The following is a 15,591-nucleotide window of genomic DNA, read 5'->3' on the forward strand; positions in this document are numbered from 1 at the left end:
TTCAAGTGATCTAACTGAAATTCATGCTCAATATCGCTAGCGAGCAAGCAAAAACCCGCATATTCAGCAGTGCCAGCTTTTGACCAGGATAGATTTGAACGCACTGAACGGTTGTTGGTCGGGTATAATATTTAGCGAGCAAAAATCAGATAATTTTTATTGTGATATCTTTACCTTACGAGTTTACCGAATGTATTTAAAAAATTATGACAGTGTAGCTGGAAGAACTTGCGACTAACGAAAAATATCTTCGAAAGTGTCACCGGGAAGCTCATCAGGACAGGTCTTCTGCTTTCACTTTTCATGATTGTTCTTACTGTTTCGATTCCGATGAAACCGATTGCGTTTGCAGCGGATTCTTCTAGTAATAATCATACGGAAGAGCTCAGGAGTTTACACGAACAATTTGCGAAAGAGGCCAATGTCGCAAATAATGTTGTCGTTGCTGCTGTCGCCGGTGATTCTGCCGATAACTCTGGTAAGAAAACCGATTGGTCAGACATTGAGTATGCCCGTGACAAGAATAATATCACGATGGTGGATTACAAAAACCTCTTTGGCCTGCAAATAGGCAAAGTCTACAATCCTAACTTTGTCGACGATGCTGACTGGTTTCTCAAAAACTATGAAGATCATGGCAATTATTACCTGGTACCGTATAACTACGACTGGTTCTTTTATTCTCACATACCAGCTCCCTGGTACGGATGTGAGGCTCAGAGTAAGGCGATGCTCGTGACCGCCAAAGAATACAATGAGACAGGAGATCGCAGATACCTGGAATTTTCCAAAAAAGTACTCAATGGCTTTAATTCCACAACCATGAACCATGACGGATGGCTTTTGGGCGTGGTGGGAAAGAACCACAATGTCGCCATACTGAACAGTCAGCTGTTTTGCGTTGCGAATTTGATGACTTATTACGAATACACAGGGGACGAGAAGGCGCTGACATTATTTCAGAGTGGGGTAGACGTATTAGAGAAGAACATCGGTAACCTGACGGCAGATTGTGGCACATACTATTCCCTGTTTAAAGATAGGTTCGTGCCGCACCACGAGCATCCCGAATACATGGAGATGCTGGACAGGCTCTATTCTATGACGGGCAGCGCCACGCTGAAAAACACGCTGGATAAATGGCAGCATGACTACCTAGCCTGCGGCAAAGGCAGCCCTCAGTAAAAAGTCAGGCAAACGTATACTTCAGAATGCCACACACACGCATAAAAAAAAGAATATGTGAACTGGGGTGCTGTCAGTCTGCGGTTGCCAACATTCAAGAATTGCACATACCATCAACCGGCAACTTGGCAGTTCTGCCGTATATGCTATCTTTAGTGCCCCGCCTACGACAAAACTCGATAACGGGGGGGGGTGAAGTGCAAGATCCCCGGTGTGGACACGGTTGGATTCTACCGTGAGTGGACCACCCCCTTGCCCGACTGGCGCAGAACAGTGAAATGACAGTAGGTGTCCTCGAGGTTGAGGGCGATTGAGGCCATCGTCTTGGTGGTACCACTGCCGATCTCCGCGAGGTCGAACTTGATCCCATTCGGGAGGTTGATGCGGACGCGATGCTCAGCCCCCGTCGCAGGGCTTCGGATCGGACGGGCGGTGGACTCGAGCACGTCGGGGATCACGATGCGTGCTTTTCGGCGCTCGATATTCACGTCAAAGTCGATGTGTTTGAAAAGCGGAGGATGGACGGTGCTTGACATCATCCGATAGACCCACCAATGGGTCGCCCCCTCGCTGGTCTCGCCACCGTACAGGACGGTAGCAAGAGCGTCTCGTTGCTTGCCGTCCGCCCGCTCATCGATGACGGCCTGACACTCGCCGTTGCCCTCGTAGATCGGTCCCGGGAAGGCGTAGAGGAGGGCTGCGCCGAGGCCATCGAGCGCCACGTCTCCAAAGTGGCCCTTATCGATGCGAACGGCCGCGAAGCCGCGGCAGTATCCGTGCGTGGGGCGGCGTGACTCGAACTGACAAGGGCAGGCGTAGTCGCAGTTGCAATTGCTGAACTCGGCTCCTTCGATGTACCAGTCAACCTGTGCCATGGTGCCCTCCGTCAGAACCACCTCCCGACGACGACATGATGATGCTCGCGTGCTGCGCCGAGACGACGACGAGGATGACGAGAAGCGGAACGCGGGTGATGTTCATGGCTGCCTCCCGCTGACTGAGTGGCTGGAATATCGATTTTGTTCTGATTGCCAAGCGTCTTGCGTCAATCAGGGTCATATTTTATTACACGAAAAGGTTTGCTATTAGTCTTTGATGAAATTGTCATTCCTGGTCTATCTACTCGCAAAATTCTAGCATCACCCTAATTCAACACGCGATGACCCGAATTCAGCAGGCAGTCGGTTTTCACCCGATTTTTCACCAGTGTCCAAAAGCGAGCTCGATAAATAAGACTTGACGTATTCTATATGTGGAGGATTGTTTGTGTGTGTCTGACGCAAAATTGTTCTATGACCTGAAAGAAAGGGCAAAGTGGTCACGCGATGTTGAAGAAAAGAAGGCAGCCATCAAGCAGTTGTCATCCCTCGGTGAAAAAGCCCTTCCCTCTTTGGAAGAAATCCTGAGTGTAACGGCCTACGAGGACATCAAGGCGACCTGCCTTGATGCAATAAAATCAATCAAAGAAGGAAAGGAAAAGGAGGCGGCGGTGGTAATGGATAAACAACCGTCAGCTTCTACGGCCAGTGCAGCAGCTACTGCTACTGCAGATGATGTTAAAAAAAAGGAGCAAGAAAAGGCGGCCGAAGGAGGCGAGGCAAGCAAGGCCAGACCAAAGCTAGCTGACTTGCCTCCTTGAATTTTTTTTACTACACATTGTTCCAACTTACTTGGGCACATGAAATTCTCAGGTCCTGTTTGATCTGCAGGCTCTAGTTGAATATATGTGACCGACTATTATCATCACAGGAGTTGAATTATGGCATATGTCACATAGTACAGAGGGCCAGCTCTACATCCCCTATTTGAGAGCCACAGTTGTAGAGCCTAACTTTTCAACAGCAGTGTCCTGCGAGATCTTATAACGTGGTTCGATTCCGGTATCTCGCATTGGTCAAGCCAACAGTCGTTTCTCCCGATGATGTACAGAACGACTACGAGGAGCCTTGGCAATCGCCAAACGCCATCGGCGTAAATTTTGGTGCAGCTCAGGCAGCCTACTATCAAAACCGGCCAGACGAAAACCCACCTTTCTTTTATGTTGAGGATTCCATGAAGATCTTCCGGCAGGCCGGGATCCGCACGATCCGGGTCCCTTTCTATTGGGAGAGCTACGAGCGCAACCGGCAGGAATTCTACAAAGACCTGTTTCATATTCTGGAACAAGCCAGCATCAACAACCTGCAGGTTGTCCTGGATAACCATCAGTGGGAAACGGGCAGCTGGCTTGGATGGGGCCTTGGCTTTCCCAATTCTATCCTGTCAGTATATTATCCCAAGGGCTCCGGGCAACCAAACTATGACCATGTCAGAGACTTTTGGTTTCGATTTTGGGACAGGACAGCCAGAGACAGCAATGGCCGTGATGTATGGGAACTGCACGTCGAATTCTTCAAAGAGGTGGTTACGCTGACAAGGGACCATCCGGCCGTCGTTGCCTACGAGATACTGAATGAGCCCGAGGTTTGGCGTAAAGCGGATTACTTCAAAATCAGCCAGTACAATGCTTTCATGCTTGGCCAGCTACGGCCGCTGGCACGGAGCTGGCACAGGTTTGTCATCTCCTGGGCTCTGCCAAGAGGAGGCGTGACAGACACCGCGGGACGCCAAAGGAGCCAGTTTGCCGGCCTGCCGGATCTCCGGGATCTTATCTATGATGGCCACGCCTATCCGCCGAACCATTTCCGCTTTTCCTACTTTCGCTCTATCGTTGCTCCACTGGGCTTGCCGCTATGGATTGGCGAATTCAATTCCGGGTTTACAGCAGGGGTCACGCTTGGCAAGAAACAGCTGTTTCAATACATACGCAGGTTCAAGAACAGCGGCGTTTGCGGCTGGCAGCTGTGGAAATTCGACTATAGATTTGATTCTAACATACCGGCATTTAATCTAGCTCGGATAATCAACAACAGAATCAAACCTGCAGAACCCTTTTACCATCTAGCAGAAGCAATCAGCACCATAAAGCCATAATGCTTGGCGACCCCGGACACGTACACACTGCGGCATTGGCGTAGGCTGACCCAGATCCGAGGTAAAAAAAATCTCCAGCCGACGACGAATTCCGCGCCTCTTGTCAGAAGCGCGGGACGTGATGAACGCTTACTCTGGCGGGCCGACTGTAACAACTCAGGTGATCAGGGGAGCAGTATCAGTCGATCTTGAGGGGACCTCCCTTGCCCAGATGACCTTGCTGCTCAGCCTGACCCCGTTGTTATTGATTACAGGAGCAGCTTACTATATTAGCAAATAGAATATTGTACTATAATTAAATGACTTGTTTGTTCAAAAATTAGCCTTCACTGGGCGCAGGTTGGCTCGGTTGGCTGAAAGAAATCATACTGATTAGAGCCTATTAATCGTCTGTTCTATAACATTTCTACTTTTCCTTCCAGGATACAAGGTTGCCCCGAAGGATGCTAAAATCATACACCGTTCTACCCTCAGAGGATTCTGGCACTCTATTCAACAAAGAGGATTTTTAAATAATAGCCTTACATACAACTAACAAAGTTGCACAGGCTAGAAGAAGAAGAGTGCGCCAATTTTGCTTTTTGCTGCCAGAAAAGAGTACAACAGCAGAGGGAGAGTGAGTGACTGATTGTCAGTGTATGACCGGCGACAGGTCGTATCCGAGATCCAAAAGACGTTACGTGAATTCTTGTTTACCGAAACCGAGGTTTTCTACTACCATCTTGAAAATGTAGGTGTAAGCCGTGACGAAATACTGGACAAGCCAGAGCAGTTCGTTGATGCGCTTCACGACATCTTTGGAAACGGAGCCGCGCTGATAGAAAGCGCCATCATATCAGAGATATCAAGCCAGAATACGGGCTCCACCGCAGAGCAGAGCCTTGTTGATGTACTAAAGTCCATCGAGAGGAGGGCGAAATGAGCGGCATGGGGCTTGATAGTAATAACAGGAGCAGCATGGATCTCAAAGATGATAGCACGCTTGCATTCCTGGCGTCTTTTGCAAAAAAGCACAGGGAGGACATCCAGCCACAGTTTAGGCACGGCGTCGGCATAATCTATGAGATAGAGAACGCGGACCTTTCCTTTGAAAGGATAAGGAATTATGAGCAGGAAAAATTGCTATCGGTGACAGGTTCCAGGTCCTACTCTGCATGCCCCAGATGCAAGAGCCTGCTTCTATCACTCAGGCTCTCCTGCCCCGACTGCAAGAAACTCTCCCTTGCAAGATCAGAGATAATGATACACTATGGCTGCGAATACTCCGGGCCGGTGGAAGAGTTTGTCTCTCAAAAGGACAGCGAGTACGTGTGCCCCAAGTGCTCAAAGCAGATGAAGCGGGTGGGAATCGAATACGGCAGGCCGGGCATAGGATTCAAGTGCCAGGACTGCGGAAGGGTTTTTCAGTACCCTCTTGTGAACGCAGTCTGTCATAACGGCCACGAGCTAAAGGTCGATGAAATCGACCTCCAGCATTTTCCCGTGTACAGGATCAATGACGAAATACGGAACTTTGCAGAAGTGGCCGAGTATTTTGCCTCGATTCAACAGGCACTGGCAGGCAAAGGCCTCGAGGCCCAGGTCCTCTGCAAGATAAGGGGAGGAAGTGGCGTCATCCACATTATACCACTTGTAGTGAGGGCAGGAAAGACGCAGGTTATTGTGGATTTTATCCTGGATGAATCAGGATTTGACGCCAAGATCCTGCAAAAGATACTGAGGGGGGCAGATCTCAGCAAATACGTCATGCTCTTGTTCGTGCCGGAAGGCCTGGTCGGCAGACTTGCACCGATCGTCAACCCGGAGAAGATAAAACTCGTGCCTCTTTCCGGCAACAAGAAGAAGGATCCGGCTGCTGTCGCGGAAGAGGTAATCAAAGCTGCAGGCTAGGCGCGTCGCCGTCTTTGTTGCATGCATGTCGGCGCTTGCGGCCTTTGCTGCACTGATGCCATCGGCGTTTCTGTTTTCACTGGCTGCGGGAATTACCGCCATCTACACGGCGTGGGGCGTCTACCACCTCATAGTCACAATATCGGGCATAAAGCCTCCACTGAGCCCCGACACGAGGCTTGAGGTCTACCCCAGAATCTCTGCAATAATTCCGGCCAGAAACGAGCCGATACTCGGAAGGACGATTGAGGCCTGCCTTTACCACGTTGACTACCCTCAGGACAAAAAGGAGATAATTGTAGTCGTCGACGACGAGGGAGGCGAGCGCATTGCGTTCTGGTACCAGCAAAAGCACCCGGAGACAGTCAAGGTGCTGGCGCGGCGCCAGTTTTTTCCTACAAAGCCATCTGCGCTAAACGATGCCATGCTGCTTTGCACCGGGGACATCGTGGTGATAATGGACGTGGAGGATATTCCTGACAGGGACGTCTTCAAAAAGGCAGCCGCAGCCATACAGGGAGGCAAGCAAGCGGTGCAGGTCATGCTGCGCATTGGCAACACCGAGGACTCGTGGATATCCAGGATATTTGCAATGGAGTACGCAGGGTGGTTCCGCATTATGCTCAACGGCAGATCGAACCTGAAAATGTTTGCACCGCTTGGCGGCACGGGTAACTACTTTAGCAGGGCCGCCCTGCGTTACGTGGGCGGGTATGAGCCGACTAACCTGGCAGAGGATGCCGAACTTGCAATACGGCTCAGGATTGCCAGGTGGAATGTCTCGACGCTTGACGCCCGGCACTGGGAAGAGGCGCCGGTCAAGTTTGACGCATGGCTCAAGCAGAGAACCCGGTGGTTCCGCGGATGGATGCAGAGCTTCTGGAAATACGCTGGCATATTGTTGCTCCAGCCAACCGTTGCAAGAAGGATAGGTTTTCTGGGAATATTTTCAACGCTTGTGATGCTGGTCAGCCCACTGATAGTGGTGCTCAACTGGATCGCATACGCAATCACCGTGCTATGGCTGCTGGAAGGGGCAGGATTGGTTCCGCAGTTTATTACCGCCGATACGGTTCCTTTCTGGACAATAATACCGCTTGGATTCAACGGCCTTTACTACTACATCTGGATAAAGGGGGCCAGGCTGGAAGGCATAGAGGTAAAGACCTTGAAGTATCTGCCGCACATGTTCTTTTACATGAATGTCATGATGCCCATCGCATCTTTGCGGGCTTTTTATCAGGAGCTTTTCAAGTCAGTCTTTTGGGAAAAGACCACGCACCACGGAAGAGGAGTAAGGTCGACTGCGGTGGAGAAACATTGAGAGAGAGGAGCAAAAAAAGGCAGCAGCAATTCACCGGGCGCTTTGAAAGATTGGCGGACAGGTTTTTATCAGATTAGCTTCAATTACAACGTACATGCACACACACTCAACAAGAGGAGGGGCCATATGCAAGACATGAATGAGGTTCTTTTCACATTCGTACTGCCGTCATACTCACTAGCAACCATAGTCGTGATTTACACTCTGATAGGCCTCTTCATTTCTGCCATGTCTGCGCTTGCCCTATACAGGATGATTATTGGCAAATCCAAATCTTTGACAACGCAAGACGACGAATTTGGCCATCCTTTCAAAAGGGAATAGCACAATTATGAAATTTTATTCTAGGGAATTTCTACTATATAACATATTTACAGAATAGACGACAAAATAATAATGGCCTTCGAGGGGTTTTGGGAAGGCAAATAAAACACGAGAACAAAGAGAGCATAGCAAATATCATGAGTTACAACAAGCTGACTCCTGAAGAAGAAAGAGTAATAGTACACAAGGCAACAGAACCTCCTTTCTCTGGAGAATATGACAATTTTTACGAACAGGGCACATATGTATGCCGACGATGTAATCAGCCTCTTTTTTCATCCAAGAGCAAGTTTGATGCAGGGTGCGGATGGCCCGCCTTTGATGACAGTTTTCCTAACGCCATAAAACGTCTGCCAGATCCGGACGGAATAAGAACGGAGATAGAGTGCGCAAGATGCGGCGCTCACCTGGGGCATGAATTTATTGGAGAAAACCTGACGGCCAAGAACACCAGAGAATGTGTCAATTCGTTGTCCATACGTTTTATCCCTGCTGCCAGGACATGAAGACCGAGATTGCTACGCTTGCCAATGGCTGCTTCTGGTGTTCTGAAGCAATATTCAGCCGGCTTAAAGGCGTCAAATCTGTCCTACCCGGCTATTCAGGAGGAAAGGTTGAAAATCCATCGTACGATGATGTATGCACAGGAAGGACAGGCCATGCAGAAGCCGCTCAGATAGAATTTGATCCAGTGGTTATTTCTTTTGAAAAACTGCTTGACGTTTTCTGGCATACCCACGATCCAACCACCCTGAACAGACAAGGCAACGACGTAGGCACACAATACAGGTCAGCAATATTTTACCACGATGATAAACAAAGAGAGATTGCAGAAAATTCAAAAAGAGAGCTTGAGGCCAGAGGCATCTACAAAGACCCCATCGTGACAGAGATCGTGCCTTTTAAGAAATTTTACGCCGCGGAAGATTACCACAAGAAATACTATGAACAGCATCAGAACGCTCCGTACTGCAGGTTTGTCATCGAGCCCAAGGTCCGTAAGCTGCTCAAGCAATATGGAAAGGACGTAAGGAACGAGTTTAGTTAATTGTCGAGGTCCTGTATCATTATTATCGTCGGATTGCATTTTGTCTCGTTATCGAATCGGCCGGTGCGAATGATACAGTACCAATTCCTTGTTCCCACAGATAGTTGCCGAAGGCAGTAACATCTATGTCGCATGGGAAGAGCATATGCCAGTAACAACAGCGACGTGGATAGAAATTCCGAGATCTATTTCAAAAGAATGGTCAGATGAGGTATAGAGTATCAGCCGTTACTGTTTTTGCATGTCAATTCAATTCAGGTGCGTTTCATATACGCCAACCAATCTTGAAAAAGAAAGACCGCATAGAAATTAAAGGTGGAGAGAGCATTTTTCTTAGAACGCTCTCTTCTCATTTTATCTTGAGGAGCTCTTTTAGCATCTTTGCATGCTTTTCTTCGTCCACTTTAATCTCCTTGAAGACCTTGACGCACTCCTAGTTTCCGTCTTTCTCTGCATCTTTTATGTAGCCGTCAAGATGCCAAAGAAATTCCAGCTTTTTCTCAAGCTGTTTTGCCATGTTATATTGGCAGTCCGTTAGGACTTGCGTTGACCTCTGCATTCTCAAAGACCACCTAACAAGGATATACAACATCGTCGTTATCAAGATGAGCGATCGAAAAAAGATGCAGCAGTGGTAATAACAGTAGCATCACGGACTCATTCTCTCGCTCCACATCAATCACGGTAGCAGTAGCAGGGGTTCCTTGGTCCTTATGTGGTAGATTAGCTCCCTAATCTGCTGCAAACTCTTTTCCAAATATGGCATTACTTCGACATTCACGATAGTCTGTTCGAACATATTATCACCTTCAGAATCGCGTTGAACCTTCATGAAGCGCAACTCCGAATGTTCGCCAGAAAACCCTTTCACCGTCGTGGTTTTCTTGAGAAATGTTGTATGCACCGATTGGTTTCTCAATTCGTCCAGAAGCGCATACCATTTGCCATGTTGCCTAGCCTCATCCAATTCGCCAAGCAAATCTATCTTCTTTGTCTTGGCACTGAGCGCGCTCTGCACGTTAGCAAAGGATACATCGTAAGGACGGATGCCCAATTCCAATTTGTTGTTTATCTCAAACAACAAAGAGTCCACGGCTCCCATAAGATGTGACAAGAAACAATCTATCTCCATCTCGACTTCAATCCTAGCATTGTCCTTAGCAATATCGTCTCCGATCTCCTTGAGCCTGTTAAGATGCTGCTCGGCCGCGTATAGTCTGAATTCTACTCGGTCGTGCAGCAATTTCAAAGAAGTACTGTCATACTTGCCGCCACCATCATCATTTGGGAGCATATGTTGCATCGATCAGCATGAATCTATTAAAATAATCTACCTGTATCTACGTGTTTTGTATTAATAATCATAGACTGGCCTCTGCAGAACTGCTGCCATGATCTGCTGCAACATCATATTTTGAAGAGGAAGAAGAGACGCCAGAGCTACCTTTGGGTTTACTATCGCTAGTGATTTAAGAGTGAAAATGGTGCGAAGTGCGGGATTTGAACCCGCGATCCCGAGCTCGGCAAGTCTTTTACTCAAAGATTTTAATATCGAAGCTAACGCGGTTGTTTACAACAGAGCGGTCATGGTCTAGTGGTTATGACTCGGGCTTCCCAAGCCCGATACCCGGGTTCGAATCCCGGTGACCGCATTTCTCCATACTATTCCTTAACCAGGCTGGGGTGAACCACCTCCATACGAGGCTTCTCGCTTCCTTGGCTGAACTTGCTTATCCGTCTAACAAGTAGCGGTTCTGCCTCTGCGCGGGCTCGTTCCAAGCCCAATTTCAGTATGTTCAAAGCTGCATTATGGTCTCTGTCCATCGTTAGACCGCAGCTTGGACATTTATGCACGCGTACAGACAGGTCTTTTTCCACCACAACCCAACATCCGGAGCATTTTTGCGACGTACCATTTGGGGTGACAATTATTGTCCGTCCTCCGCGTCTTTCTACCTTGTAGGCAGTATATTCGCGCAGCTTTCCCCAAGTGGCATCCATTATTGTTGATGCCAGACTATGGTTTTTGACCATGTTATCGATTGTCAGCTTTTCAAATACAACAGTATCGTAATTGGCTGCAAGTTTGGCAGAAGGCATACCACTGGTCCACGTCACGAATGACTGTACATGTTTTCAATACGCCGACAGGTATTTGGTGCATCCTAATTCTGATAGCGCCGATAAACGAAAGTACTAGCCTGTTACTCTTGAATTGAAAGCCGCCATATTGTGGATACGTGAAAGAATTGTATTTCCTTCGTTTCTTGAATCTTGGAAATTTGGCAAGCTTGTTGAAGAAGGCTTGGTACGCCTTATCTAATCTCAACAGAACATCCTGCAATACTTGGCTATGCACCTGTTTGTAGTATTTGTTGTCCTCCCTTCTCAGGGTCAATAGTTGCTTTTGAACCCAATAATCTACATCCCAATCTATACTTCTCTCGCCAAGCGAATCATTGTAGAGATGTCTGCAAGTTTCAACAGTATCGTTCAGGACTTTGGTTTGCTCTTCTGACGGATAAATGCGAAATTTGTATGATCGGATTATTTTTGGTTCTTGATTTATTTCATCGTAATGTTCGATATAAATTTTTAAAATTGAAGATCCGCTGGGCTAACTTCGCACTACTGCCGTACGAAGTGGAATTTTGAAGCTGAAGATAAAAGCCTTTGCCATTAATGGTCATGGTTGCAATGTATTACAGAGAGATCTCTTCAAGCCAGAAGGAGTAAACAACTTCTCTACCGATGCAAAGTCAGAAAAAGAGGAGAGAAAAAGAAGGGAAGGCAGCCGCGCCGCATTTTTTGCTGTCTTGTCTATGCATCAAGTGATGTTTGGAAACACCATCACGTGAATATCTTGTGCATCACAGGCAGAAGCGCCAGCGTCCAACTTTACCTTAACTATGGTTCCAGATTTCCATCTGCCTTGTGGGAAGCTGCTACCAGATTGTGACTGCATTGTCGTCGGCATCATCATCGGCGACAGATATGCTATCTTCTTCTGATTCGATTCACTCTCATACTATCTCATGTGAGGCTGAGCTCAGCCTCCACATTGGAGCCTGTTGACGTGAATCTTTGGTTCACCGTATCATATTTTATTGACAGGCTGTTACTTTGGCTATCTAAGGGTATAGTGCTGCTGTTGGCGTTTATCTTGTCCTTGGCGAACAAGGATGCAGTGAATTTACCTTTATCATCATCCTGGTCTGTGAAATCTGCATTGACGGTCAGTTTTGCTCCCTTGACATCGAAGGTGATGTTGCTAAGATCCATTGTTGCAGCAGTGTTGCCATTCCTATCGCGGATTTCTGCGCTTCCAGTGACTGAATCGGTTTGTAATCTAAGAATAGTGCCCTTCTTGGTGTCAATGTCTACTGTGGCTTCTATTGTTGCCGTTGCAAGTGCGTTGGAACCACTTACCTTCCCCGTAGCAGATATATCGAGTGTAAGTTGTTTGGTAGCGCCGACGTCTCCGCGGATAAGGCACTGAAAGCCCGGAGGACACTGTGCATTACCGTTGTTACCGCCACCACCAGTATTATTGCCATTGTTCGCTCCTGCCTCGTTGCCGCCAAGATTGCCCACCGCATCTTTGGAAATCAGAGCTTGCTGCGGTTGGAATGTAGGTTCTGCGGCCGCTGCTGCGGGTCTTATCAAGCTGCTACTTATCGACGGTGCCAGAACCAAGCTCAGCGCAGCAACTAGCAAAAAGAACATTGCCGCGTGTCTTGGACCACCGCCACTACTAACGGATTTTTTGTTAAAAAAAGACATGCCATCATAACAAGCTTTATGTAAATAAAAAATCTGACGCCACCTTCTACTCTAGTAATTATTTGATATAATTTCTGCTAATTGCATTATCTTATAATTGCAGTAGCGATTTTGATAGAATGTTTACTTCCTTTATGCATTTGATATTCTGATGGCACAGGCCTGCTTCGTTTGTGGCCCTTCCTACATCATTATACCATCGTTATGCTGCTGCCCGCGTCCATTTTGGACTTTAGCCACTTGTTGAAGCATTTGTTTTGTCATTATGGTGTTCTTGTAGAATTATTATTCTGCACATAGTTATGTATGCCTGTGTCTCTCATCGTTATCGCATCTAGAGAGAATGCGACAGTATATTGGTCGCTCGACGCGGAATGGGCCAGGATCTCAGAGCCTACAAAGTCAACCGTGCCCGAAGTGGCGTTTGTCATCAGCGTCGTAGTGGCATACTTGCGTCCCTCGACGGTCCACGTCTTGATCCCAGTCGTGTTTCCTTGTTGGTCGGTAATGTCATGGATTGCTATTATATCCACACCTTTTGATGCGGTAAATGTCACTTTTCCGTCGTACACCTGCCCTGCTTGAGGCCAGACAAAATGCACCGCCTGATGTGATTGGTGGCCTTCTGCATTATGCGCAATCGACGTCTCGACCCAGCTTCCCGCTATCCTGCGGGGCATGTTTGATGATGCAGTGGCATTTTGCATCGAGGCTGCGACCATCGACGCACCCAAGATCGTCGCGAACACTCCTATGGCAATGACAGCCACTATCATCCTATGATTCCCAAGTGTCATCTAGATTCGGATCGAAGACTGGATGCATCGTATAAAAATTTTTTTCAGAAATCAAGACAATGCCGTTGCCGGAGTGACAGCAGACAGCGTAGTAGTTGTCATCTTCATTTTGTCATCTCTGCATGTAGTAAGGCCTGCCTGGGCGGAACGCAATCGTCCTTGCAGACATCCTGTCGCGGATGCCCCGCCTGTTTACCTCGTTGTTTTGCGGGCGGGACGTGCCGTGCTCGTCCACTATCTCCACCTCGACATCGTCGTGGAACTTTTTCTTTAGCGCCCACGCCATCGAAAGCGCCATCCTGATGTTGCCGTCGCCGATCTTTACCACCTTTCTGTGCGAGCTGACTCCCCCGAGCACCGCGGAAATCTGCCCTATCGCGCTTGCGGGCGACGACTCGACAATGCTTGCTATCTCTTCGTGCAGGTACATCACAGAGATCCCGATCCTGTTGCCCGGGTCGATGCCAATGGTCAGCTGGTCGTCGGCCTGCGAGCCGGCGATGCTCCTCAGTATCTTTGCCTTGGCTATAGCAGGGTATTTCACGAGCTCGGTGTCAAGCATCACCGCCTTGCTGCCTCCTCCCCTGGCAGCAATCATGCCTGCCTCGTCGCGCGTGGTGATCACGACCTTGCAGCTGGAATCTGCCGCTTCCTCAGGCGATATAGAGTCGTACCTTACCCCCATCTGCTTTAGCGCGTGCGTGATTTCATAATATGGGCGGCCGCGGAGAGTTGCCACTGACACCTTGTATTGTTGTTGTTGCAAAAGCTCCTTTGTCAGGGGCGCTTCATCGACAGCTAGCTTGTATGGAAAATCGCTTTTAAGCTTTGCTGCTGCCGCCTAGCTCACGGGCTTGCCGTCAGAGCCGTACTTCTTGACCTTCGGGGCCTTTTTCTCGCCCTTTTCTGCCGCTGTTTCCTGCCCGAGGACCGTCTTTACTATGCTCTCGACTGCCTTGTCAAACGAGGAGTCGATGTTCTTTTTTATCGAAGTCAGGCTCGTCTCGGCTTCCTTCATAATCTGCGCGGACTCGGACTCTGCTTCCGCCCTTGCCGCTTCTACTATCCTCTTGGCCTCCTCGTTTGCCATGGAGATTATCTGCTGCTTCAGCTTGTCCACTTCCTCGTTGGAGTGCGCAAGCAGGCGCTTTTTCATTTCGTCCACGCGTGCGTTCATGCTGTCGATGTCGCTCTCCAGCTCGGCCAGCGCGCCGACGATGGACTCTACGGCAGAATGCGAAGTAAGAGTAGCAACGGGTTTATCGTGTCCCAAGACAGGACAATTGCCGTGGCAGGGCTATTTAAAAGTATGAGGCTGTTGTCAGGTCGTGAGCGTCAGGATCGCCTGCGCCATGTCGCCTTTTGACTCGGTCAGCGCCTGGACCGCCTTTTCCCTCGACACATTTGCCTGCTGCATGACAAGCAGTATGTCGTCTTCCTTGAACGTCGGCACCTCGCGCTGCTTTTCCTCGATGTCCGTCGCGACCACCTGGAAGATGGTGCTGTCCTTGCCCTTCATCTCTATGATCTGCGGCTTGACCAGGTAGAACTCTTTGGTGTCGGTCTTGATTATGACTTCCTCAACGTTTGGCATCTCCTTCATGTCAAGGCCCATCTTGTCCAGCATGCGCCTCATTTCGCGGTTGCCGCGCATCATGTCACACTTGCTAGGCCGTTCGACCTTTTATTCCTTCCCTGACTTTGACTGCGACGCCCTTTGAGAACCTGTTCATCAGGCCTGCGCCAAGAACGGCAATGCCGACAGCAATCACGCTGTTGTTCTTGTCGTCAAGCACGGCGACATCCGAGCCTGCCCTCACGTTAGAGCCGCACCATGCCACGTGGCGGCAGAAAAGCGACCTTCCCTCGCTCACAAACGGCACCGCTTCTTCTGCCGGCACCACGCAGTTTTTCCGGAAAGCCTTGCTGTTGTTCACAAAGAACCGGGCGCCTTCCACGGTGAGCGCAAGCCCGCCGTCGGTGCGCAGGGTGGCGACAAGCGCGCTGTCGATTGAAAAGTTCTTGATCCTCCCCGTTTTTCGCGAGTATTCAAACTGCATGTTGCTGTTGGCCGGCAGGGCCTCCGAGACGCCGGCGCCAAATATGGCGTCTACGTGCCGGCAGACCTTGTCCCGTGCGTCGAGTGGAAGCGGGTTCAATTCGATTCAGGCATCAGAGTTGCAGGGAATCCCACATAAATACAGTGCCACTTTACTGTCGTTTGTTCTTTCTATATAGAAAATGGGTAGGCATATATAGAATTGAGT

At 48.9% G+C, this 15,591-nt stretch carries 21 protein-coding genes and 1 tRNA gene; 10 read left to right on the plus strand and 12 right to left on the minus strand.

The annotated features are described in order from the left end of the window. The first annotated feature begins 228 nt into the window (after positions 1-228). Positions 229-1,185, plus strand: a complete 957-nt coding sequence (locus NVIE_RS08780; protein ID WP_075054925.1) for a D-glucuronyl C5-epimerase family protein — start codon at positions 229-231, stop codon at positions 1,183-1,185. A 230-nt stretch (positions 1,186-1,415) separates the two neighbouring features. Here NVIE_RS08780 and NVIE_RS08785 read toward each other — a convergent pair whose 3' ends face one another. After that, complete coding sequence (locus NVIE_RS08785) at positions 1,416-2,060, minus strand: DUF1326 domain-containing protein (protein ID WP_075056109.1); 645 nt, start codon at positions 2,058-2,060, stop codon at positions 1,416-1,418. Next, positions 2,047-2,220 carry a hypothetical protein gene (locus NVIE_RS15420; RefSeq protein ID WP_158435157.1) on the minus strand — a complete coding sequence of 58 codons (174 nt, stop codon included), beginning with the start codon at positions 2,218-2,220 and terminating at the stop codon, positions 2,047-2,049. The genes NVIE_RS08785 and NVIE_RS15420 overlap by 14 nt, the downstream gene beginning before the upstream one ends. A 235-nt stretch (positions 2,221-2,455) precedes the next feature. On the opposite strand from NVIE_RS15420, the gene NVIE_RS08790 reads away from it, so the two are divergent. From NVIE_RS08790 to msrA, 7 genes are all read left to right on the plus strand, one after another. Continuing rightward, a complete protein-coding gene (locus tag NVIE_RS08790) occupies positions 2,456-2,824 on the plus strand; it encodes a hypothetical protein (RefSeq protein ID WP_144239601.1) in 369 nt (122 codons plus the stop codon). Positions 2,825-3,075: 251 nt separating this feature from the next. Continuing rightward, positions 3,076-4,158: a cellulase family glycosylhydrolase gene (locus tag NVIE_RS08795; RefSeq protein ID WP_075054927.1), complete on the plus strand. Its 1,083-nt coding sequence runs from the start codon at positions 3,076-3,078 to the stop codon at positions 4,156-4,158. Positions 4,159-4,786: 628 nt separating this feature from the next. Beyond that, positions 4,787-5,080, plus strand: a complete 294-nt coding sequence (locus tag NVIE_RS08800) for a hypothetical protein (protein ID WP_144239602.1) — start codon at positions 4,787-4,789, stop codon at positions 5,078-5,080. After that, positions 5,077-6,048, plus strand: a complete 972-nt coding sequence (locus NVIE_RS08805; RefSeq protein WP_144239603.1) for a TackOD1 domain-containing metal-binding protein — start codon at positions 5,077-5,079, stop codon at positions 6,046-6,048. Before NVIE_RS08800 ends, NVIE_RS08805 begins: the two co-directional genes overlap by 4 nt. Before the next feature lie 25 nt (positions 6,049-6,073). Beyond that, positions 6,074-7,372, plus strand: a complete 1,299-nt coding sequence (locus tag NVIE_RS08810) for a glycosyltransferase (RefSeq protein WP_075054930.1) — start codon at positions 6,074-6,076, stop codon at positions 7,370-7,372. A gap of 461 nt (positions 7,373-7,833) precedes the next feature. Beyond that, positions 7,834-8,202, plus strand: a complete 369-nt coding sequence (locus NVIE_RS14830) for a methionine-R-sulfoxide reductase (RefSeq protein ID WP_075056110.1) — start codon at positions 7,834-7,836, stop codon at positions 8,200-8,202. Continuing rightward, on the plus strand, positions 8,199-8,744 hold the full coding sequence (gene msrA / locus NVIE_RS14835) for a peptide-methionine (S)-S-oxide reductase MsrA (protein ID WP_075054932.1): 546 nt from the start codon (positions 8,199-8,201) through the stop codon (positions 8,742-8,744). Before NVIE_RS14830 ends, msrA begins: the two co-directional genes overlap by 4 nt. A 433-nt stretch (positions 8,745-9,177) precedes the next feature. On the opposite strand, the gene NVIE_RS16095 is transcribed toward msrA, so the two are convergent. After that, positions 9,178-9,303, minus strand: a complete 126-nt coding sequence (locus NVIE_RS16095) for a hypothetical protein (RefSeq protein ID WP_260642639.1) — start codon at positions 9,301-9,303, stop codon at positions 9,178-9,180. 120 nt (positions 9,304-9,423) lie between these two features. Continuing rightward, entirely contained in the window at positions 9,424-10,038 is a 615-nt protein-coding gene (locus tag NVIE_RS08830; protein WP_075054933.1) for a hypothetical protein, read from the minus strand. A 286-nt stretch (positions 10,039-10,324) separates the two neighbouring features. Here NVIE_RS08830 and NVIE_RS08835 point away from each other — a divergent pair. Then, positions 10,325-10,396, plus strand: a tRNA-Gly gene (locus NVIE_RS08835). A 10-nt stretch (positions 10,397-10,406) separates the two neighbouring features. On the opposite strand, the gene NVIE_RS15875 is transcribed toward NVIE_RS08835, so the two are convergent. Next, entirely contained in the window at positions 10,407-10,844 is a 438-nt protein-coding gene (locus NVIE_RS15875; RefSeq protein WP_075054934.1) for an RNA-guided endonuclease InsQ/TnpB family protein, read from the minus strand. After that, complete coding sequence (locus NVIE_RS16290) at positions 10,798-11,346, minus strand: RNA-guided endonuclease InsQ/TnpB family protein (protein ID WP_374213694.1); 549 nt, start codon at positions 11,344-11,346, stop codon at positions 10,798-10,800. Before NVIE_RS16290 ends, NVIE_RS15875 begins: the two co-directional genes overlap by 47 nt. A gap of 49 nt (positions 11,347-11,395) precedes the next feature. Here NVIE_RS16290 and NVIE_RS08850 point away from each other — a divergent pair, with 49 nt between their 5' ends. Further along, positions 11,396-11,602 (plus strand): hypothetical protein, encoded by a 207-nt coding sequence (locus tag NVIE_RS08850; RefSeq protein ID WP_075054935.1) that lies wholly within the window; start codon positions 11,396-11,398, stop codon positions 11,600-11,602. Between the two features lie 175 nt (positions 11,603-11,777). Here the strand turns inward: NVIE_RS08850 and NVIE_RS08855 are convergent, their stop codons facing one another. From NVIE_RS08855 to NVIE_RS08880, 6 genes are all read right to left on the minus strand, one after another. Beyond that, positions 11,778-12,527 carry a hypothetical protein gene (locus NVIE_RS08855; protein WP_144239604.1) on the minus strand — a complete coding sequence of 250 codons (750 nt, stop codon included), beginning with the start codon at positions 12,525-12,527 and terminating at the stop codon, positions 11,778-11,780. 263 nt (positions 12,528-12,790) lie between these two features. Further along, complete coding sequence (locus tag NVIE_RS08860; RefSeq protein ID WP_075054937.1) at positions 12,791-13,324, minus strand: hypothetical protein; 534 nt, start codon at positions 13,322-13,324, stop codon at positions 12,791-12,793. A 112-nt stretch (positions 13,325-13,436) separates the two neighbouring features. Next, complete coding sequence (locus tag NVIE_RS14590; protein WP_158435158.1) at positions 13,437-14,063, minus strand: hypothetical protein; 627 nt, start codon at positions 14,061-14,063, stop codon at positions 13,437-13,439. 102 nt (positions 14,064-14,165) lie between these two features. Then, positions 14,166-14,597 (minus strand): hypothetical protein, encoded by a 432-nt coding sequence (locus NVIE_RS08870; protein WP_075054938.1) that lies wholly within the window; start codon positions 14,595-14,597, stop codon positions 14,166-14,168. Between the two features lie 48 nt (positions 14,598-14,645). After that, entirely contained in the window at positions 14,646-14,981 is a 336-nt protein-coding gene (locus NVIE_RS08875) for a nascent polypeptide-associated complex protein (RefSeq protein ID WP_075054939.1), read from the minus strand. Positions 14,982-14,991: 10 nt separating this feature from the next. Beyond that, a complete protein-coding gene (locus tag NVIE_RS08880; RefSeq protein WP_075054940.1) occupies positions 14,992-15,483 on the minus strand; it encodes a PUA domain-containing protein in 492 nt (163 codons plus the stop codon). Positions 15,484-15,591 lie beyond the last annotated feature (108 nt).

Origin of the sequence: Nitrososphaera viennensis EN76 (assembly GCF_000698785.1) — an archaeon.
In the GTDB taxonomy this organism is placed as follows: Archaea; Thermoproteota; Nitrososphaeria; order Nitrososphaerales; family Nitrososphaeraceae; genus Nitrososphaera; species Nitrososphaera viennensis.